Annotated in this window: 19 protein-coding genes; 9 read left to right on the forward strand and 10 right to left on the reverse strand. The window is 66.9% G+C overall.

The genetic code is table 11. The annotated features are described in order from the left end of the window. Positions 1–117: 117 nt before the first annotated feature. Complete coding sequence (locus MUH00_RS12190; protein ID WP_246998889.1) at positions 118–621, forward strand: DUF5797 family protein; 504 nt, start codon at positions 118–120, stop codon at positions 619–621. Positions 622–649: 28 nt separating this feature from the next. On the opposite strand, the gene MUH00_RS12195 is transcribed toward MUH00_RS12190, so the two are convergent. From MUH00_RS12195 to MUH00_RS12205, 3 genes are all read right to left on the reverse strand, one after another. Further along, entirely contained in the window at positions 650–1,699 is a 1,050-nt protein-coding gene (locus tag MUH00_RS12195) for a DUF5787 family protein (protein WP_246998891.1), read from the reverse strand. Between the two features lie 53 nt (positions 1,700–1,752). Continuing rightward, positions 1,753–2,445 carry a DUF4013 domain-containing protein gene (locus tag MUH00_RS12200; RefSeq protein WP_246998893.1) on the reverse strand — a complete coding sequence of 231 codons (693 nt, stop codon included), beginning with the start codon at positions 2,443–2,445 and terminating at the stop codon, positions 1,753–1,755. 179 nt (positions 2,446–2,624) lie between these two features. Next, a complete protein-coding gene (locus MUH00_RS12205) occupies positions 2,625–3,062 on the reverse strand; it encodes a bis(5'-nucleosyl)-tetraphosphatase (RefSeq protein WP_246998895.1) in 438 nt (145 codons plus the stop codon). Positions 3,063–3,172: 110 nt separating this feature from the next. On the opposite strand from MUH00_RS12205, the gene MUH00_RS12210 reads away from it, so the two are divergent. Together MUH00_RS12210 and MUH00_RS12215 are read left to right on the forward strand one after the other, a co-directional pair. Then, on the forward strand, positions 3,173–3,508 hold the full coding sequence (locus tag MUH00_RS12210) for an uS10/mL48 family ribosomal protein (RefSeq protein WP_246998897.1): 336 nt from the start codon (positions 3,173–3,175) through the stop codon (positions 3,506–3,508). Positions 3,509–3,628: 120 nt separating this feature from the next. Further along, positions 3,629–4,903, forward strand: coding sequence for an amidohydrolase (locus MUH00_RS12215; protein WP_246998899.1), 1,275 nt, complete (start codon positions 3,629–3,631; stop codon positions 4,901–4,903). A gap of 449 nt (positions 4,904–5,352) precedes the next feature. On the opposite strand, the gene MUH00_RS12220 is transcribed toward MUH00_RS12215, so the two are convergent. After that, positions 5,353–6,756 (reverse strand): geranylgeranyl reductase family protein, encoded by a 1,404-nt coding sequence (locus MUH00_RS12220; protein WP_246998901.1) that lies wholly within the window; start codon positions 6,754–6,756, stop codon positions 5,353–5,355. Positions 6,757–6,993: 237 nt separating this feature from the next. On the opposite strand from MUH00_RS12220, the gene MUH00_RS12225 reads away from it, so the two are divergent. Further along, positions 6,994–7,329 (forward strand): 2Fe-2S iron-sulfur cluster-binding protein, encoded by a 336-nt coding sequence (locus tag MUH00_RS12225; RefSeq protein WP_246998903.1) that lies wholly within the window; start codon positions 6,994–6,996, stop codon positions 7,327–7,329. 45 nt (positions 7,330–7,374) lie between these two features. On the opposite strand, the gene MUH00_RS12230 is transcribed toward MUH00_RS12225, so the two are convergent. Next, positions 7,375–8,553 (reverse strand): MBL fold metallo-hydrolase, encoded by a 1,179-nt coding sequence (locus tag MUH00_RS12230; RefSeq protein WP_246998905.1) that lies wholly within the window; start codon positions 8,551–8,553, stop codon positions 7,375–7,377. A 217-nt stretch (positions 8,554–8,770) separates the two neighbouring features. Here MUH00_RS12230 and MUH00_RS12235 point away from each other — a divergent pair, with 217 nt between their 5' ends. Continuing rightward, complete coding sequence (locus MUH00_RS12235; protein ID WP_246998907.1) at positions 8,771–9,403, forward strand: ferritin family protein; 633 nt, start codon at positions 8,771–8,773, stop codon at positions 9,401–9,403. A 57-nt stretch (positions 9,404–9,460) separates the two neighbouring features. Here MUH00_RS12235 and MUH00_RS12240 read toward each other — a convergent pair whose 3' ends face one another. Continuing rightward, positions 9,461–10,309 carry a CARDB domain-containing protein gene (locus MUH00_RS12240; protein ID WP_246998909.1) on the reverse strand — a complete coding sequence of 283 codons (849 nt, stop codon included), beginning with the start codon at positions 10,307–10,309 and terminating at the stop codon, positions 9,461–9,463. A 208-nt stretch (positions 10,310–10,517) separates the two neighbouring features. Between MUH00_RS12240 and MUH00_RS12245 the strand changes: the two genes are divergently transcribed. Beyond that, complete coding sequence (locus tag MUH00_RS12245; RefSeq protein ID WP_246998911.1) at positions 10,518–11,303, forward strand: helix-turn-helix transcriptional regulator; 786 nt, start codon at positions 10,518–10,520, stop codon at positions 11,301–11,303. A gap of 41 nt (positions 11,304–11,344) precedes the next feature. On the opposite strand, the gene MUH00_RS12250 is transcribed toward MUH00_RS12245, so the two are convergent. From MUH00_RS12250 to MUH00_RS12260, 3 genes are all read right to left on the reverse strand, one after another. Continuing rightward, positions 11,345–12,064, reverse strand: a complete 720-nt coding sequence (locus MUH00_RS12250; protein WP_246998913.1) for a hypothetical protein — start codon at positions 12,062–12,064, stop codon at positions 11,345–11,347. Between the two features lie 229 nt (positions 12,065–12,293). Further along, a complete protein-coding gene (gene ftsZ, locus MUH00_RS12255; protein WP_246998914.1) occupies positions 12,294–13,451 on the reverse strand; it encodes a cell division protein FtsZ in 1,158 nt (385 codons plus the stop codon). 177 nt (positions 13,452–13,628) lie between these two features. Next, positions 13,629–14,987 carry a D-aminoacyl-tRNA deacylase gene (locus MUH00_RS12260; protein ID WP_246998916.1) on the reverse strand — a complete coding sequence of 453 codons (1,359 nt, stop codon included), beginning with the start codon at positions 14,985–14,987 and terminating at the stop codon, positions 13,629–13,631. Positions 14,988–15,201: 214 nt separating this feature from the next. Between MUH00_RS12260 and MUH00_RS12265 the strand changes: the two genes are divergently transcribed. The 3 genes from MUH00_RS12265 to MUH00_RS12275 all read left to right on the forward strand — a co-directional run bounded on the left by MUH00_RS12265 (position 15,202) and on the right by MUH00_RS12275 (position 18,914). After that, positions 15,202–17,178, forward strand: a complete 1,977-nt coding sequence (locus tag MUH00_RS12265; protein WP_246998918.1) for a bacterio-opsin activator domain-containing protein — start codon at positions 15,202–15,204, stop codon at positions 17,176–17,178. 250 nt (positions 17,179–17,428) lie between these two features. Continuing rightward, positions 17,429–18,724, forward strand: a complete 1,296-nt coding sequence (locus MUH00_RS12270) for a DUF7344 domain-containing protein (protein WP_246998920.1) — start codon at positions 17,429–17,431, stop codon at positions 18,722–18,724. Positions 18,725–18,794: 70 nt separating this feature from the next. Then, entirely contained in the window at positions 18,795–18,914 is a 120-nt protein-coding gene (locus tag MUH00_RS12275; protein WP_246998922.1) for a rubrerythrin-like domain-containing protein, read from the forward strand. A 150-nt stretch (positions 18,915–19,064) separates the two neighbouring features. Here the strand turns inward: MUH00_RS12275 and MUH00_RS12280 are convergent, their stop codons facing one another. Further along, positions 19,065–20,009, reverse strand: coding sequence for a calcium/sodium antiporter (locus MUH00_RS12280; protein ID WP_246998924.1), 945 nt, complete (start codon positions 20,007–20,009; stop codon positions 19,065–19,067). Positions 20,010–20,237: the final 228 nt, after the last annotated feature.

Genomic DNA, 20,237 nt, shown 5'->3' on the forward strand with positions numbered 1-20,237 from the left:
GGCGTCGTGATCGTGGCTACCGGTAACGGATTGTTCGTCTTCGAATCGGCGTGACTCCTCGAGGCCGACGGTGGCGGGACGCAACGCAAAAGTAGCGCATCCGCATACGATTCGACGATGACCCTCTCGGAGGAGGCCAAAGATCGGCTGGCGGACGTCGTCGAGCTCCAACCGACGAAGAACGCCGAACTGCAGGAACGGTGGGAGATGGACAGCGGTAGCGAGGTCCACCAGTACCTCGAGAACGAACTCGGCGATTACTACTTCCGAGACGACAACAGCCTGATCCGCGCGACGGCCGAGGCGGCCGACCTCGTCGACGTCGAACCCGGCATCGAGAGCGATCCCGACGCCGAGGGCGTCCCCTCACGCATCCGCGTCCCCGAACTCCACGCGCAGATCGTCGCCGTACTAGCCGGTCACGACGAGGAATCCGAGAGCGTCGTCTCGGTCCTGCACAAACTCCGGGACGAGTACGACGTCGACCCCGACGCCGAGGACGTCCGATCGGGCCTCCAGAGTCTGCGGCGCAAGGGCGTCGTCGAGGTCGAGTACCGGACCGTCCCGACGTTCCGGCTGGCGGTGGCGCGCGAGGAACTCGACGTCGACGTTTCCACCTGACGGGCGCGGGTCGTCCACGGCTGCCCTCCTACAACCCGGGCCGCCGTCGGCGACGACGGTTCTCGAGCAGCCGTCGGCACCGTTTTCCCGGCCCGCCCTCGATCGGCCAGCCGCGCGTGCGCCACGCGGGCGGTTCGGGTTCGAACTCGGGGCAGGAACCGGAACACTCCGCGGCCGTCTGCGATCGATCCTTGACCGAACAGCGGGGGACGAGCTGCTCCCCGGCGCGGGCACGCAACTCGAAGTGACGACAGTCCGGGCGCATCGTCTCGACGAACGATCGCCAGCCGCGTTCGTAGGTCCGTTCGGCGATTTCGAGCCTCGTCTCTGCCTTTTCGTCCGGATCGACGTACTCGAATCGGGCCGCGGAGCCGTCTCGATCACCCCCGGCCGGGCGTTCGAGGATCCGAGTTCCGGGATCGTCGACGGCGAGCGATCGGGGGTGCCAGACCACCTCGGCGTCGAGGTCCCGAGGATCGAGTGCGAGCACGCCGGCTTCGACCGGCAGGTCTTCGAACAGGATCGGCTCGACGCGCTCGTCCGTTCGCCGGGTGGCGACCCAGACCTCGTCGGCCAGCGCCATCGCGACGTCGTGCTCGAGTTGGCTCCCCAGCGCCCGCGCGGCGCTCCTATCCAGGTCGGGCTTGTTCTCGATCGCGACGATCCGATCGACCCAGTCGGGGTAGGACCACTTGCGACGGATCTCGATCCGGTTACCGTTCCGGCGGGTCTCGACGACGCCGCGGTCGTCAGCCTGATGGATCGCCTCGCGGACGTACCGCCACGGGTAGCCGGGGTGCGGCAGCGCGTCGCGGTAGAACGCCCACTCTGCGGGGGCGTTGCGAACGACGTGGAGGAGGTCGCCGTCGAGTCGTTCCGGTCCGAATCGGGCGCGGCGTTCGAGCGCCTCGCGATCGCACTCGACGACGATCGTGTCCCAGCGCCGCCGCTTCGTCCCGAGTTGGCGGGCGACGACGATCGCCGTCGAATCCGAATCATCCTCGGCGGCCGTCGGCCACTCTCGCTCGACCCACCGGCAGGTACGAAGTTCGAAGCCGAACTCGGACGAGTCCCCCATCACGTCCGCTCTTGGTTCGGGCCGGTAAAAACGCTACGCGATCGACGATCGGCTTACTGTACGGCGGGCGCCGACGGGACGGACTCGGACGACGGATGGTCCAGCGACTTTGCGAACCCGGCGGCGTACAGCCGGGACGAAACCATGGCGCCGTAGAACAAGAGGAACGGAACGAGGACCAGACCGACGATCGTGATGCTAAGGATCGTCGTCACGACGTTGAGCGCGATCGATACGCCCACCGCGACCACCACCGCGATCACGTAGTCGCCCCCGAGGTACACCGGTTTGAGGGTCCCGAAGTCGAACGCCGCGCCGATGGAGTCCTCCTTCGCGAAGTTCGCCATCGCCGCCGGGATGAGGTAGCCGATCAGGAGCATGAGCGGGATCATCAGCAATACCATGAGGAGGACGCCGATCACGGACACCGCGGCCGCTCCGTCGCCGCCGAGGCTGCCGAGTCTGACGAGGCCTGATACCGCCACCAGCCAGACGACCGTCGGAACGATCGCGTAGGCAATCCCGATGACAGCCGCCTTGAGCCCGTCGACGAACATGTCTCCCAGCCGATCGAACTTCGGCGGAGTGTCGCTCCCCGCGATCGATTCTCTCATCACGCGAACGTTGTAGCCGGCCAGGAGGAACGCCGGCAGGAGAAAGATCGAGAGGACGGCTAGTACGCCGCCGATCCCGATCCGCTTCGCCCAGCTCCCCTGCACCGGATACCGAATACTGTCTTCGATCATTGCGGTTCGTACATCACGGATGTACCCGGCATCTATAAAATTGCCTTTGCGTTCAGTGAGCACTATACGCGCGGATCGACCGCGGTGGGGACGGGACGCCAGCGTGGCGCCCCGATCGCGGACAGCCCGCGCGTCGAGCGCCGCGTTACTCGCCCCGTCGATCGCCGCCGGTGATCGACTTAGATCTCCTCTTCTTCCGCGAGGTCATCGAGGAACACGTGGGCCTCCTCTAAGATCTCCCGCGGCCCGTCCTGGGTGACGGTGTTGACCGCCTGCTTGTAGTCGCGCCACTGGAGGTCGCGGTGTTCGTTCGAGAGTTCCGCGCTCGCCTCGTAGGATTTCGCGATGAAGAGGTGAACGGTCTTGTGGATCGTCTTGCCGTTCGCCTCGAAGACGTAGTCGTAGTCCTCGCGGAAGCCGTCGATGAGTCGGAACTGGTCGATACCTGCCTCTTCCTTTACTTCGCGGATCGCCGTCTGTTGTAGCTCTTCATCTCCTTCGACACCGCCCTTGGGGAATTCCCAGTCTCCAGGGCGGCTCTTGAGTAGAAGATACTCGCGCCGGCCCCGCGTGTCGCGGAAGAGGATTGCGCCTGCGCTCGTAGCTTCGACTGCCATTACCCGAAATAACGGGTGCGACGTTAAGAGAATATCGGACTGTTCGTCCTGCGTAGACGTATCTCAGCAGGTTTTTACGCGCTGACCGTGGACGATTGCACAACACAGCCATGACCTTCGTCACCCGCCTTACGCTCCAGAGCGGCGACAGAGCCGCGCTCGACGCGATCGTCGACGACATCAAGTCCACCGCCGAGCGAAAGGGGGCCGCGCTGAAAGGACCGCACTCCCATCCGCCGGAAAAACTGTCGGTACCGCAATACGCCCGGCTCCACGGCGACGACGAACGACAGTTCTCCTCGTGGCAGTACACCGTCTTCACGCGGGTGCTCGAGATTCACGGCCACGACAACCTCGCCCGGAATATCGCGGAGCAGAACTTTCCCGACTCGGTTCACATCGAGGCCGAAGTCGAACAGATCCACGGCGCCGGTCGCGGGAACTAGACGCGGCTTTCTCGGCACTCGTCGGCGCTATCGGCATCGCGATCGCCGAACCGATCGCGGCGCCGTCCACCGGCGAGAGAGACGTGAGTACTTATTGGTGCGCCGATCCACGTTTCGGGTATGACCGCAGCCGACCTCGTTTCGTTGCGCCGAGATCTGCACCGGAAACCGGAACCCGCGTGGCGGGAGTTCTACACCACCGCCCGGATCGTCGAGGAACTCGAAACCCGCCTCGACCTCGACGCCCTCTACGTCGGGCCGGACGCGATCGCCACCGACGAGCGGATGGGCGTTCCGGACGACGCCGAACTGGCGGCGTGGTACGACCGGGCCCGTGAAGCGGGCGTCGACGAGGACGTCCTGGCCGACCTCGAGGGCGGACGGACGGGCGCCGTCGCGGTCCTCGAGCGCGGTGAGGGGCCGACCGTGGGCCTCCGGGTCGACATCGATGGCCTCCCGCGTCCGGAGAGCGACGACCGCGAGCACGTCCCCGCGGCGGAAGGGTTCCGATCCGAACACGAGGGGGCGATGCATGCCTGCGGCCACGACGCCCACGCGACGATCGGGATCGGCGTCCTGGAGCGAATCGCGAGGGGCGACTTTTCGGGGACGCTGAAGGTGTTCTTCCAGCCCGCCGAGGAGGTCATCGGCGGCGGGAAGTCGATGGCGAAAAGCGAGCACATCGCGGACGTGGACTACCTCCTGGCCCTCCACGTCGGCCTCGACCACCCGACCGGCGAGATCGTCGCTGGAATCGACGGCTTCCTCGCCGTTCGCCACCTCGACGCGACGATCGCGGGCGAGTCGGCCCACGCGGGCGGCCACCCCGAACAGGGCCGCAACGCGGCTCAGGCCATGGCGACGGCAGTCCAGAACCTCTACGGCATCCCCCGTCACAACGACGGCGCGACGCGGGTCAACGCGGGCGTCATCGAAGCCGGGAGCGCGTCGAACGTCATCCCGGAGGACGCGTACATGCAGATCGAGGTCCGCGGCGAGACGACCGACCTGATGGAGTACATGACCGAGAAGGCCGAGCGCGTCCTCCGTAGCGCCGCCGAGATGCATGACTGCGAGGTCGAGATCGAAGTCGGCGCGGAGGCCCCGAGCGCGAGAAGCGACGACGACCTCGTCTCGATCGTCGCCGATGCGGCGGGCGAGACGCCGGGGGTCGAAACCGTCATCGAACGCGACGCCCTCGGCGGCAGCGAGGACGCAACCTACCTGATGCAGGAGGTGCAGCGAAACGGCGGGCTGGCGTGCTACGTCGGCGTCGGCACCGATCACCCCGGCGGCCACCACACCGCGACGTTCGACGTCGACGAGGCGAGCATCGGCCACGGCATCGAGACGCTCACCGGCGCGATCGAACGGATCGGTCGCGATCGGCCCTGAAACCGAGGTCGAGAATCGGCGCCAGATCACTGTTCAGTCAGTCGGTCACCGATCAACAATCGGTCGAGCGGTTCTGAAACCGCTTTGAATCGCGAGATACCGATCGCGGCACCTTGCGAAACATCCCTTCGTACGTTCCGGCCTCGAGTGACTGGGATGTGGGATATCTAACAGAGAAAGGTATCTTTGATCTCGATCGGTGGTCTGAGCGCCCGTAGAGAGACGAGAGTTATCCGGCCGAAAGCGTGGCCCGAACGCTGTGAGGGGCGCGCGATCCGGGGAAGGGCAGGCGTCCACATGAGCGCCGTACCGCGAGCGAGTGGAACGAGCGAGCGGGCCGACGACTGATGTGGAGAGCGCTTCGCGCTCGGAACAGAAGGAGGAGTGCTTTTAATCGAATTTTTGCCGAGGGTGCGCCTTCGGCGCACCCGCAGAGCAAAACTTCGTTTCTAATACTTCGGATCGGCCCCGGTCGTCTCGTAGACGGCTTCCATCAGGTCGTCGCGGCGCCGCTGCCAGTTCTCGAGGGCGCCCGGGTGGGAGGGGTAGTTCTCGTAGAGGTCGAGGAGCTCGTCGGCGCGGCGCTTCGTCTTGAACAGCGTCCAGATCGTCCCCCAGTAGCCGCGACTCTGCATGAGCGATTCGACGGCGAGCTTCGGACCGATGCTCGCACTCCCCGAATACAGGGCCTCGGCGAGTTTCTCGCCGGGCATCGCGGCGAGCAGTCCCATCAGATCGTCGACGTCGACCGCGGTGGAGAGGATGTTGTAGATGTCGAGCGCGGCGTAGCGAGCGCCGAAGTGGTCCATCACGCGCTCGTTGTATCGCCAGAGGGTGGCCTCGCTGACGTCGCCCGATTCGAGGGCTTCGATCGCCTGCTCGGCGGCGTACTTGCCGGCGTAGGCGGCACCGGCGATTCCCCCGCCGGTGGTCGGGTTGACGTGGCCGGCGGCGTCCCCGACGGCCATGTAACCGGGGTGGACCGCGGAGTCGTAGGGCCGGCGGGTCGGAAGGGCCGCGCCGAGTTTGTCCTCGACTTCGGCACCGTCGAACTCGGCGCGGCTCTCGAGGTCGCGCTTTAAGTCCTCGACGAGCTTCATCGGTTCTTCGGTCATTTGGAAGCCGAGTCCGGCGTTGATCTCGGTCTCCGTCCGCGGGAAGTACCAGAGGTAGCCCGCGGCCCGCTCGGTCGGCTTGAACACCAGCGCGTCGGACCACTCGACCGGTTCTTCCACGTGAACGATCTCGCGGTAGGCCGAACAGAAGTGGGTGTAGTTGACGTTCGTGTCGAACGTCGAGCCGGCGAAATCGACCTTGTCCTGGAGCACCGACAGCGAGCCGGCCGCGTCGACGACGATATCAGCCTCGTAGGTCCGGGGCGTCCCCTTGTGGATCGCCTCGACGCCGGTTACTCGTCCACCGTCGTCCTGGGTGACGTTCTGGACGACGGTGTCGTAGTGCAGCTCGGCGCCGGCGTCCTTCGCGCCCTCGATGATGCGCCGGCCGTACTCCCACCGATCGATGACCGCCAGTTCGCCGGGGACCGGGATCTCGAGGACGGTGTCCTCCTGGGGAATCTCGAACCGGCCGTGGTCGACGTCGGTGTTGGTGAACGCGGGTTCGATCTGCGATTTGGGAATCGACTCGGGGAAGGCGTCGGCGCCCTTGAGCGCGTCCCCGCAGGCGATGTGGCCCGCCTCCTCCTCTGACTTGCGCTCGACGATGACGACGTCGTACCCCTCTCGTGCGACGGTCGCTGCGGCGTAACATCCCGCAGTCCCGGCCCCGACCACGACGACGTCTGGCGAGTGCCGGTCGGGCGTGGCGGCGGCGGACTGCTCCTGCGTACTCATACCAGCAGTGTGCACACCGCGGTAAGAAAACGTTTTATGGTCGTTGTGTCGCGACGCTGAAAACACGATCCGCCGCTCCGGTCGATCGACTGACCGCGCTCTCGACTCGCAGCCATCGCCGATTCGTGCATCGCCCGATCGGCGGCGACGATCGTCCAGGCTGTCCTGCTATCTGTCGTGACTGTATCGACAAAATTGTAATAAAGAGTTTTGGTGGGGTCTTTCGTAGCGAGCGGTATGACAGAGTACACCGTCGAATTCGTCGGGACGGGGGAGACCATCACCTGCTCGGACAAGGAGACGATTCTCAGCCGGTGTCTCGAGGAGGGGATCGCCCAGGAGTACTCCTGCCGGGTCGGGATGTGTCTGGCGTGTTCCGCCGAAATCGTCGAGGGCGAGGTCACCCAGCCCGCGGCCCGCGGACTCACGGAGGCGGAAGCCGAGGCGTACGCACTCACCTGCATGGCGCGACCCCAATCCGACCTGAAACTCGATCGCGGGAAGTACCCGCCGAGCATCGAGGGCGACGTCGACGCCTGTCGTTCGAACGACGCGGCCGCTGCGGACGACTGATTCTCGGTTCGCGCGCTCGGTCGCCCGTCGCCGATCGCTCCGCCGTCAGTCGGCGATCGCGCAGTTGTTCGGCCCCAGTTCGAGTTCGAACGCCGTCTCGTCGTCGACGGTTTCGCGCCCGAGGTTCGCCGCGACGATGCGCTCGTGGTTGGCCGGCCGCGGCGGCAGGTCGTTCGTCGTTCGCTCGACGAACGCCGCTTCGGACGCCGAGAGCGCGCCGAGCCGATCGTGTAGCTCTCCCAATCGGGCGGCGTACGTCCCGTCCGATCGCGGATCGGCGGCGTCGCCGTAGTGTCCGGGCGCGATCGTCGTCCCGTCGGGGAGTTCCAGAACCCGTCCGTGAAGGCTCTCGTACAATCGTCGGGCGGCAGCGTCCGCCCCCTCGTCGCCGCGTTCGAGGTCCGGACGGCCGACGCCCTCCAGAAAGAGCGTGTCGCCGGTGAACAGGACGCCGTCTAGACGGATCGAGATAGATTCCGTCGTGTGACCGGGTGTCGCCACCGCGGTCAGCGTCGCATCGCCGACGCGGAGTTCGTCGCCGTCTTCGAGAGCGGTCGTCGCCACTCCGTCGTCGAACGCGAGGCCGCGATCGCGCGTGCCTGCGGGAACGACCGCCTCCGCACCGGTTCGCGATTCGAGGGCTCGCACGCCGCTGACGTGATCCGCGTGGACGTGCGTGTCGATCGCGTAGCGGAGTTTTACGTCCCGCTCCTCAAGGTCGTCGACGTAGCGATCGGCGAACGCCCGCAGCGGATCGATCACCGCCGCCTCGCCCTCGCTTTCGATCGCGTAGGCGAGACACCCGCTCGAGGGGCGATCGTACTGGCGCACCGTCGCGGGCGCGTCGACGGCGAGCTCGCGAGCGACGTACAGGCCGGCCCAGGCGTCCATTCCGCCGGCGAGGTTCTTCGCGTCGATCCCCGCATCCCGGAGGAGTCCGACGGCGTGTGCGCTCGCCTCCCCGCGGCCGCAGACCGCGACGATCGGGTCCTCGAGATCGGCGACGAGATCGGTCACGCCGCCGGTCGCCTGCGCCTGGATAAATTTCGTGTGCGGAACCTGGACCGCCTCGATCCCGTCGCCCGTGATGTGCCACCGCTCGAACTCGTCGCGGTTGCGAACGTCGAGCAGCGTCAGCGGGTCGCCCGATCGAATCCGTTCCGCCAGCGCGTCGGGAGCGATCGAGTGCGGTTCGTCGGCCGATCGTCCGGCGGGGTCGGTCATGTCGATCGGTACGCCTTCGGCGCAGTTAACGTCGCGGCTCGTCCTCGATACTCGTCGGAGCGTTCCCGGTGGAGTGTCTGTACTACCACCGCCGCGAACGCCACGAACAGCGCGTTCGACCCGACGAATACCCCGCAGTCGCGACCGGACGCGGCCGTCGTTCGCACGATCGGTACCCGTCGCCAACGTTCAACACCGATCGGCCCGTCGTACCGGTATGGACGGCGCCGAACTCCAGCGGACGATCGAGGACTCGATGACCGTCGAACTCGAGCGACTCGGATCCTCGAAACGCCTCGTCGCGCTCACGAGCGCGGACCTGACCGCCGATCGGGTCCTGCGGATCGCCGCGGACAGCGAGCGCGCGGCGGTGGAGACCTTCGAGGCCTGGGCCGCGGACGAGGAACACCCGGACGCGCGGGATGCATTCGCCGAGTTTCGCGATCAGGAGCGCGAGCACTACGATCGGGTGGTCGACCTGCTCGACAGCGAGCACGACGGTGACGGCGCGGACGGCGGCGAGATGCACGATCGGCTTCGATCGTTCGAACCGACCGAGGCGCGACTCGGCGGCGTCGTCGGTCGAGCGCTCGTCGCCGAGCGGACCCACCTGCAGGTGGTGAACTTCTTCGTCAACGAGGGGAACGAGCGACGCGCCGACTGTTTCCGCGAGCTGCGAAGCGAGACGACGGCCCAGGGCGATCGGGCGGCCGCGATTCTCGAAGGCGTCTGCGACGACGAGAACTGGGACGATGCGGTATCCGCCGCGGAGGACGTGATCGCCGCCGCGTACGCGGCGTACGCGGACTCGCTCGACGACCTCGGCCTCGACCCGAAGCCGATCTGCTGAGCCTTCGCGCGGTGCGATCGATCGGCCCGGCTCGACCGAAACCGATCGCGGCTGACGTTATCGAACTCGGACGGCGAGCGCGAGCAGCAGGGCCGCGATTCCGATCAGCAGGCCGAACCCGGGGATCTCGTCGCCGTTGGCGTCGTCCGCATTGCTCCCGGAGTCGTCACCGGATTCGTCCGAACCGTCGTCGATCGTCTCTTCGTTGGTTCCGTCGCCGGTTTCGGTCCCATCGCCGGTGCCATCATCCGAATCCGCGTTCGATTCGTCGTCGGTGTCCGGATCGTTGCCCGTCCCGTCTTCGGTATCGTGATCGTCCGGTTCATCGCCGTCTCCGTCGGATGCGTTCCCGTCGTCTCCGCCATCATCGTCGTCATCGTCGTTTACGGGCGGACGCGGCGTTCCGCCGCCCGATCCGTCGTCCTTGTCGTCTCCGTCGTCACCACTGTCGTCCGTCACCTCGATCGAGACGGATGCGCTCTCGTCGGCCGAGGAGACCGTCGCCGTGTGCGAGCCCGCATCCGCGTCTCCGGGGACGTATCCGAGGGTGATCGTTGTCGCGTTTCCGCCCCGGAGCGTCACGCTTCGGTTGTCGACCTCGGTTCCGTTCAGGTCGAGGGCGATCGTCTGGGTCGCGTTCTCGTCACCTGCGTTCTGAACGGTTGCGGTAACCTCGAGCGGCTGTCCGACCACCACGGGACTGTTGGCTCCGTCGATTCCGATCGCGAAGTGGGCGGGTGCGTCTCCGGTGGCGGGGGCTGCGAGCGGCAGATGATCGACGTGGCTGCCGTCGAGCGCGTACGCCGAATCGCAGATGCCGTCCCCGCGATCGGTGCACGCCTCGCCGAATCCGTTCCCGTCCGGGCCGGCCCAGAAGTTGCCGCCGATCGTCGCCCCGCCGATCACGTTGGGTCCGGCCGTCGTGGCGACGTGGAACGTCGCGTTCGTCAGCCCGCTGGCGATCCGACGAGTACGACGAGCAGTACGACTCCAATCCCCACACCGAACCCACGTTGCATAACTCGACGATCGAAGCAAGATTACCTATACTCACTCGCTGAACCGCGTTCAGCCTATGAAAAGATTCTTGGATGATACTTCCAATGAGAGGCCAATGAACCCGGAGCCGATCGGAACCGACCTCGAGGACGATCTCCTGGAACTGGTCCGCCGTCACGAGGTTTTCACGGTCTTAGCGAACGATCCCCTCGAGAAGCCCGAACTCGCGTCGGCGCTCGACGTGTCTCCGGCGACGACGCATCGCATCCTCACGTCCTTTCGCGAAAACGACTGGATCGCGCGGACCGACGGCGGGTACGCGTTGACGCCGCTCGGTGAACGAATGGGACGAGCAGTGCGAAGCTATCGCTCCGCCGTCGTCGAAGCGCGCCGGTTGACGCCGCTTTACGACCTCCTCTTTGCGGCGACGCTTCCCGTCGAGGTCGAACCCGACGTCTTCGCCGACGCCACCGTCACCACGATCGACTCCCACGATCCGTACCGTCCTCTGAACCGGTTTATCGACCTGCTCGGAAACACCGACTCGCTGCGCGGCATCGACACGACCTCGGTTGCGCCCACCTACGTCGAGGACGTTCACGAGCGAATCGTCGACGGGATGCCGGTCGAAATCGTGTTCGAGACGCCGGTGATCGATCGGCTCGCGACGGAGTACGCCGATCTGGCCGAGGACGCGTTCGATCGCGAGAACCTCACGCTCTGGGCGATCGACGACCTCCCGTTCGGGCTGGCGCTGTTCGACGATCGGGTCGGCATCGGCCGCTACGACGACGAGGTCGGATTCCTGTCGGTCTTCGTCGATACGGACGACGATGAGGCCTACGCCTGGGGGGAGCGAGTGTTCGAGCACTACCGATCGGCCGCCACCCGCGTCGTCTGAAGGCGCCGTCGTTCCGAGCGGGCTTCGCCGCGACCGACGCGTCAGTCCTCGAGGGACACCAGCGTCATCTCGAACGCTCGATCGCCGTTCTCGTCGTAGTAGACGGTGTACGGCGCTAACTCGAGGGCCGGCGAGAAGCAACCCTCGTGGACGAGCGCCTCGTCGACTTCCGTCACGGAAGCGTAACAGTCGACACCCGCGTACGCGCGCCGCTCGGTGAGTTCGAATCGCATCGACCCGTCCGGCGACGAGTACGACCACTCCTCGCCGACCGAGAGGTGCCGTCCCTCGTAGTAGCCCATCGTCGGCGAGAACAGCGTCGAGAGCACGAAGGGACCGGCGGGCGTCAGGAGCAACTGACTCTGGAGGTCGTCTTTCGTCCCGGTGACGGTCGTCTCGAACTGCGTCTCCGCCGTCTCGTAGCTCAGGGTGACCGTCGCGCCGTCGTCGGTGACGCCGGTCACGTCCCAGACGAGCGTTCCCGGTCCGTCGTCGGCCGAATAGGTGTCGAAGGTGTAGGCGACCGGGCGATCGAATTCGAACGGTTCCCAGGTCGCCTCGATCGGATCGTCGGTTCCGTCGCCGTCGCCGGATCTGCTGTCGCTATCGTTCCCGTCTTCGTCGGTTCCGTCTCCGCTATCGGCGTCGCCGTCATCGGCCGTCTCCCCGTCGAGACAGCCGGCGAGAATTCCCGCCGACGCAACTCCGGCGACTCGGAGCAGCCGCCGTCTGGACGGTCGACGGATCACACGTGAATGCATCGGACTGATAGTAGCGGTACGTCGGCATGTACTCACTCGATGAGCGGAGTTCACGGCGTGAACGGCAATCAGAACGAGCCGAGAACGGCCGGTCGCGATCGCTCGCCGCTGATCGATCGTGCGAGTCGCGGACCGACGCGACCGACGACCGGTCGAACGCATCCGACGATAGCCACGGCCGGAGGCGAATGGACTGTCGACTGTCGCGGGACGGCGGCCGGTCGGCGGATCAGTCGACGAAGTCGATGTCGTCGCCCTGGGCCGGGGGCTCGGGCTGGACGGCCTCGCCGTCCGGACGGCCGTAGATCTGCGGCGATTCGACGCCGGTGACGACGATCATCGTCCGCATGCTGCCCTCGAGGGTCTCGTCGATCGAGGTCCCCCAGATGATGCGCGCGTCCGGATCGATCCGGTCGTAGATCTCCTCGACGACGCCTTCGGCCTCCTCGATCGCCATGTCGTTGCCGCCGGTGACGTTGACCAGGGCGGAACTCGCGCCGGAGATGTCGACGTCGAGCAGCGGCGATCGGAGCGCGGTCTTGACCGAGTCCTCGGCCTTGGCCTCGGAGTCTGACTCGCCGAGGCCGATCATCGCGACGCCGCCACGCTCCATGACGGTGCGAACGTCGGCGAAGTCCAGGTTGACGAGGCCGGGTTTCGTGATGAGTTCCGTGATGCCCTTGACCGACCGCATCAGCACCTCGTCCGAGACCTTGAACGCCTGGCGGACGGGCAGTTTGCCGACGGAATCGAGCAGTCGGTCGTTCGGGACGACGATCACCGTATCCGAGACGTCGCGCAGGCGCTCGAGGCCGGCTTCGGCGTTCGTCCGGCGCACCTCGCCCTCCGCGGTGAAGGGAGTGGTGACGATCGAAATCGTCAGCGCGCCGGCCTCGCGGGCGGCCTTCGCGACCACGGGGGCCGAACCCGTTCCGGTACCGCCGCCCAGACCCGCGGTGACGAACACCATGTCGGAGCCCTCGATCGCGTCGTAGATGTCCTGCTGGCTTTCGAGGGCGGCTTCCTCGCCGACCTGGGGGAGCGATCCGGCGCCCCGACCGCCGGTCTTCTGCTCGCCCATCAAGATCTTGGTGTCGGCCTCGATCTCGACTAAGTGCTGGACGTCGGTGTTCGCGGCGACCAGTTTCGCCCCGTGAATGCCCTCCTCGTGCATCCGGTTGATCGTGTTGCCGCCGGCGCCGCCGCAGCCGACGACCGTGATGTCGGTCTGGAGGTCCTGCAGGACGTCTTTCAGTTCGTCGTCTGTCATCGTGCCCGACTCTCGGCCGCCGGCGGACGTCGCGTCGGCCGGGTGGCCGTCCTGGGGAGCGTCGGCCGGCTCCCCGTTCTCGGCCTCGTCGATAGCGTCGTCGATGATGGAGTCCATTCTTGGCCCAGTCTAAAAGATGGAGCATAATTACCTTTCCCCCACACGTCAGACGTCTGTCTGACGCGGTAACGGTGAATTACGCCTCTCGATTCGAATACGTTTCGTCCTCGGCGACCGGCCCCGGTACGCTCGAGTTAGTGTCTCAGTCGGAACCAGTCGCGGGACGGGAACGTCTCACCGCGGAAACCGGTCCGTCCGTTCTCGGTGAACGTCGTCCGGATCGATCCGTTTCCCGTCGACGGTGACCGACTCGCCCGCGGCCAGCACGCCGAACTTCGGCCCCTCGGGGACGCCGGCGTCCGCCGCGAGGGCCGGATCGAACCCGATCGCTTCGGCGACGACGGCGTCGTCCTCGACGCGGACGGTCTCGTACTTCGCTTCGAGGACGGCCGCAAGCGCCTCGACGATCGCGTTCCGATCGCGCTCGTTAGGGATCGCCGCCCGCGACCCGACGCGGCTGCCGCCGTTTTCGGTCTCGAACGCCACCGCACGGTCTTCGACGATCGATCGAACCCGATCGGGATCGATCCCCTCCGCGGCGTCGACCAGTTCGGTCGGGAGGTCGACGACGGCGAACGACCGCTCGCGGCCGCCTTCTCCGGCGTCGACCGCGTCCTCGGAATCGATCGATCGATCGCCGAACCGGACCCCGTCGGCGACGGTCCCGAGGTCGGCTTCGATCGCGTCCACGAGGCCGAGCGAGCGGCCGCCGACCTCGCGCAGCCAGGTTTCGCTCACGACGCGGTAGCCCAAGTCCTCGATCGTTTCGACGAGGGCGGGTCGATCGCCCTCGATGACCGTGAGGTCGGCGTCGCTGGCAGTGAACGTCGCGTCGAGAACGTCGCGGTGGCTCTCCGGGTGCCCCATCGCGTCGAGGCTCCAGTCGGCGGCGACGTGGCCCACCGCCCACGGCGTCTCGCGCACGATCCGTTCGAACCGGGGCGCGTAGTGGCTCCCGCCGAAGCCGACAACCTGTCTGGATCGGTGAGGGTCGACCCCGCGGAGGTCGAGGACGGCGCGGGCGACGGCCTCGGCGCCCGCGGGGTCGTCCCACTGCGCGTCGTCGCTCCCGAGTTCGGCGAACAGCGAGGGGCACCCGACCTCGGTCGGGCCGTGGTGGGTGCACTCCACGCCGACGTCGTACCCCTCGGGCGCGTACTCGTCGAAGGCCTCGAGCAACGCGACCAGCGCGTTCGGCGCCGCTTTCGCGAGGGCGTTGTCGTCGCCGCCGAACTCCGCGGGACCGACGTTCCCGGTGAAGTGGCCAGTCAGCAGCGGCCCCGTATCCCCCGAGTGGCGCGAGGCGAACACCAGCAGGTCGGGATCGCAGTCGAACGCGTCGGCGGGCGATTCCAGGTCGAGGTGGAGGTCGTCGAACGATCGGAGTTCGGCTCCCTCGGTCCGGTAGTAGGCGCCGCCGCCGTCGGGTCGGGTCTCGTCCCGCCGTTCCTCCCACTCCGCGAGTTCACGGAGGCGATCGCAGATGTGGACCGACGCGCGATCGGCCCGGCTTTCGACGATGGCGAGGGTCATACCGGAGACGCGCCCGGGAGGGCGTTAACGGAACCGGTTTCCGGCCGGCAGATCGATCGCCGCCGCCGATCGGCGCGCGATCGAGACCGTCTCCGATCGTCGCGCGTAGCGGACTATCGTGTTCCACGATAGCACAACACATAAAGGGGCTGCTGCTACGTCGGTCGGACTTTTACCTGTGGACGAGTTACTGACGGATCCTTCGATACCGAAGATGACCGACGACGATACGAGCGACGGGGCGTCCTCGAGCGGAACGGCGTTCCCCCTCGATACCGGCCGACTGGTCGAGTTGGTTCCCCACTGTGCGGTTTACGTCCTCGATCGCGCCGGGCGGGTCGCGGTCTGGAGCGAGGCGGCGAGCCGACTCACGGGGTACGCGGAATCGGACGTCGTCGGCTCCCACTACGAGCGGTTCTTCCCGGAACCGGCGCGCGAAGCCGACCGTCCCGATCAGCTGCTGGCGGAGGCGGCGTCGACCGGACGGATCGAGATGGAGGAGTGGCGGCGTCGGCGCGACGGAACGCAGTTTCGGTCGTGGGAGGTCCTCGCGAGGATTCGGGACGAGGAGGGGACGCTGACCGGGTACGCGGTCGTCGCACACGACGTGACGGACGAGTACACCCGGGAGGCGGATCTCCGGACCGAGAACGCCTTCGTCGAAAGCGTCCTGGACGCCCAACCGGACATCATCTACGCGTTCGACGTCGACCGGGAGCTGCTCCAGTGGAACGATCGGTTCGTCACCGTAACCGGCTACGATCCCGACGAACTCGCCGAGATGGGGCCGCTCGCGTTCATCGCGCCGGAAGACCGCGACCGGATCGAGGCGGCGGCCGATCGGATCCTGGCCGACGGCGGGCGCTGCTCCCTCGAGGCCGACCTGCTGACGAACGACGGCACCCGGATCCCCTACGAGTTCAACAGCGCACCCATCAGCGCCCCGGACGGAACCGTTCTCGGGTTCACCGGGGTCGGTCGCGACGTCAGCGAGCGGCGGGCGCGCGAGCGAGAGCGCGAGCGACTCGATCGGCTCAACGGTGTCATAAGATCGATCGACGACGCGCTCATCGGCGCCGAGACCCGACGGGACCTCGAAACGGGGATCGTCGACACCTTCGCCGCCGACGACGCGTTCGTTTCGGCCGTCATCGGAACGTACGATCCGACCGACGGGTTCGGACCCCGCGTCGGGGCCGGCGCCGACGCGACGCCGCCGTCCGGCGTGCTCCCGCCGCAGTCGTCGGCCGAGAGACCCGCGGTGCGGGCCGTCGAACGGGAAACCGTTGCGGTTCGGCGACACCTCGACGAGGATCCGATCGAGGAGTGGCGGGCCGTCGCGCGCGAGCACGGTTTCGGATCGATCGCCGCCGTTCCGATCGTCGCCGAGACCCGGACGCTCGGCGTGCTGGGGTTGTACGCGACGGATCCGGACGCGTTCGCCGAACGGGAGCAAGAGATCCTCCTCGAGTTCGGCGCGACGATCGGCCACGCGATCGCCGCGATGGAAGTTCGACGACTCCTCTACGCCGATGCCGTCGTCGAACTCGAACTCGAATCGAGCGATCCGCGCGACGTCTGCGTCGCGCTCTCCCGGGAGGGCGATTGCCGGCTCTCGATCGACCACGTACTCCCGCTGACGGACGACGTATTCGTCTACTATCTCACCGCCTCGGACGTCGACGCCGACCGGTTCCGCGAGGTCGCGGCGAGCCACTCGAACGTCGGCGAACTGCGCCCGCTCGACGCGGCGCACAGCCGGTGGGAGATCGAAGTTCACGGCTCGACGATCGCCGCCTTTCTCACGGAGTACGGCGCGCGGATTCGAACGAAAGTCGTCTCCGACGGCGTCGCGAACATAGTGATCGAGGCCAGCCCGGAGACGGAGATTCGCGAACTGGTCGACGCGATCCGGTCGGTCTATCCCGAGACGAAACTCGTCTCGAAGCGCACCGTCGAACGGCCGCTCGAGGTGGGCGACGACACCGGAGCCGCCGACCCGGACCTGACCGAAAAACAGCGGCTCGCGCTCGAAGCGGCCTACTACGGGGGGTACTTCGAGTGGCCGACCCGGGTCAGCGACGCCGGCGAGATCGCCGACCGACTCGGAATCGCCCGCCAGACGTTCCACCAGCACCTCCGCGTCGCCGTCGGAAAACTGGTCGGCACCCACCTCGAGAATTCGCCGTAGCGGCCGCGACGAGGGTGAAAGCCGGCTTCGATCGGATCCTCAGAGTCCGGTCGTACTCGGCCCCTCAGAGATTGATTCCGCCCGAACCCCAGCGATCGATCCCGCTCCGGTCTTCGTCGGTCTGCTCCGACCGCCTCGCAGCCTGCCGATTTCGATCGGAAGCGACCGGATCCTCGCCGTCGGCACCACCGGCTACTACCAGAGCACGCTGGTATACTCCTTTCCTGCGGCGGTCGTCTCCGTCAGTGTAATGACCGCTCGTTTGACCGCCGCAGAATCGACGACCGTCGCGTTCGACGTTCTCTCCTCAGCCAGCCGTCGGTATCTCCTCTCGGCCCTTCTCGATCGGGACGAGTCGACGCCGGCGTCGCTGTCGACGCTCGCAACCGAGGTCGCGGCGCGAGAACGCGGCCGCCCGATCGTCTCGGACGAGCGGTGCAGGCGATCGCACCTGCAACTCGTTCACGTCGACGTGCCGAAACTCGTCGAGGTAGGGGTTCTGGAACGAGCAAGCGGCGAGAACGCTGCCGCCGATTCGCCTCGGGCGGACCGCGGCGTCGCCGATGCCGTCGCCCTCGCGGCGCACCCGATACTCGAACAGGAGTGGGTCCGAACGCTGCTGGAACGGCCGGCCGGATCGGTCTGCGACGAGCCACTGCTCGATCGGACGCTCGAGGCGCTCCGTCCGGCGCGTCGTCGTCGGATCATCGCCGTTCTCGCCGGACGGCGAGGACCGGTTCACGTCCACGATCTCGCAACGATGGCCGTCGCTCGCGCCCGGGGTGTCCGTCTCGTCGAAGTCGCCGAATCCGATTCGGCCGGCCTGGCGGCCGCGCTCGTCCATCGGGACCTGCCGGCGCTCGCGAACGTCGGTGTCGTCGACTTCGACGGAGAGACAGCGGCGATCGCGCCCGACGCGGTGCAGTTCGACGCGGAGTGGCTGCTCGAGAGTCCCATCGGGTCGGCGATCGAGCCGCTGTGGAGCGTCGAAACTCGCGATACCGACGGCAGTCAGGTGAATTCCGGCGTCGATCCCGCCGCCCCCGAGGCGGACGCCTGTTGGACGCTCGAGGGGCCGGCTCCCATCCTCCAGAGAGGGTACCAACTCGCCGACGAGGCCGAGTCAGAACTGTTCGTGACCGTTCCCGACGCCGGGTCGATCCAACGCAGGTGCCTCAATCGCTGGGCCGCCGCGGTCGAGCGCGGCGTCGACGTGTACGTCGGATCGCGATCGTCCCGGGTCCGAGAACTCGCCGGAACCGCACATTCCGGAATCACCGTCTGCGAACCCAGGTTCGACTGGGTCAACCTCCCGATCGAGCGCGTCGATCCCGGTCGTGTGGTCTTCGCCGACCGCGACGGCGTCATGCTGGTGACGATCGATCGATCGGGCGGCGAGCTCCGGCCGACCGCGATCACCGGGAGCGGAAGTGAGAACGCCTTGGTCCGGCTCGTCCGGGACCACCTCGGGCCCCGACTCGATCGCCTCGCGACCGAGAGTGAGGACGCCGAACGCGAGGGTTCGGCGATTCCCCTTCCGATGTGACGTCCCGGACGATCGCGCGAAGGCCAACGCTTATCTGGTTGTGCCGTGATACCATACGTCGTGATGTCGAATGCGTAGCCACCGGGGAGCGTACGAGTGTCGGGAGTGTTCGACGACCGTTAATCCGTACACCTACCGAGCCAACTGCCCGGAATGCGGCGGGCCGCTGCGCGAATCTCGGATCCCCTAGCGGCTCGACCACCCGGCCGCGACTTTTCGCCGTCGAAAGCGACTCCGTGATCGACGCGGCGCCGCCGGCGTTGACGGACGCAGGAAGCCGTGTTCGGCGACGGGAGGCCGACGCGTTCGACAGGGGTCGATCGGGGACGCGAGGAGACGATCAAGGTAGCAGCAGGTAGACGAACGCCGCGTAGCCGACGACCAGTCCGACTCCGTCGAGGCGCGTCAGCCGCCGTCCGTACCCCATCAGCCCCACCAGCAGGACGGTGAAGACGATCATGATCGGCAGTTCGAACCGGAGCGTGCTCGCGGTGATTTCGATCGGGGTGATCAGCGCGACGACGCCGAGCACGGCGAGGACGTTGTAGATGTTCGAGCCGACGACGTTCCCGACGGCGAAGGCGGTTTCGCCGCGGAGGGCGCCGACGACGGAGGCCGCGAGTTCGGGGAGCGAGGTGCCGAGCGCGAGCACGGTGAGCCCGATGAACAGCTGGGAGACGCCGAGCGACGACAGCAGGTCCGTCGCGCCGGTGATGAGCCACCGCGAGCCGAGGACGAGCACGAGGAGACCGCCGATCACGAGCGCGACGTCGCGACCGGCGATCCCGTCGTCCGCGTCGGGCGCGTCGACCATCGGCGCCGGATCAGCGTTGACGTAGTAGAGCAGGTAGCCGGTGAATCCGGCGAGCACCAGGAGGAACACGGCGCCTTCGAGGCGGCCGATCGTCCCGTTCGCGCCCATCGCGATCAGCAGGATCGCCGCCAGGACCATGAAGGGGACGTGCCGTCGCATGACGATCTCGGAGATGGAGAGCGGTTTGATGATCGCAGCGGTGCCCAACACCAGCCCGATGTTCGCGATGTTCGAACCGACGACGGCGCCGAGACCGACGTCCGTCGAGACGTCCAGCGCGCCGACCGTCGCGACGAACAGTTCCGGTGCCGTTGTCGCGAACGCGACGACCGTCACGCCGACCGTCGCCGCGCGGAGGCCGATTCCCAGAGCCAGCCGCCCAGCGCCGGCGACGAGCAACTCGGCCCCGCCGTAAAGCGCAACGATTCCGCCCGCGAGCAAGAGGATGGAGAGGGGCATCCCGGAGAGCATGAGCGGTCGTATTCACGAGTAGGCTATAAGACCCCCGAAACGACGCCGGCAAGTATTGATCGGCGCAAATGGGAACGCGATCGAAGCGATTGAGATCACTACGAAAGCCCCTGATCCGGTCGATTCGCGCACCACACACTTCGCTCCTCGTGGTTCGAAAGACGCGAACCGTCTTTCGTCATCACGAAACGCCCTCGGCGTTTCGAACGACCTCGCTTCGCTCGGCTC

It is taken from the genome of Halosolutus gelatinilyticus (genome assembly GCF_023028105.1).
GTDB classification, from domain to species: domain Archaea; phylum Halobacteriota; class Halobacteria; order Halobacteriales; family Natrialbaceae; genus Halosolutus; species Halosolutus gelatinilyticus.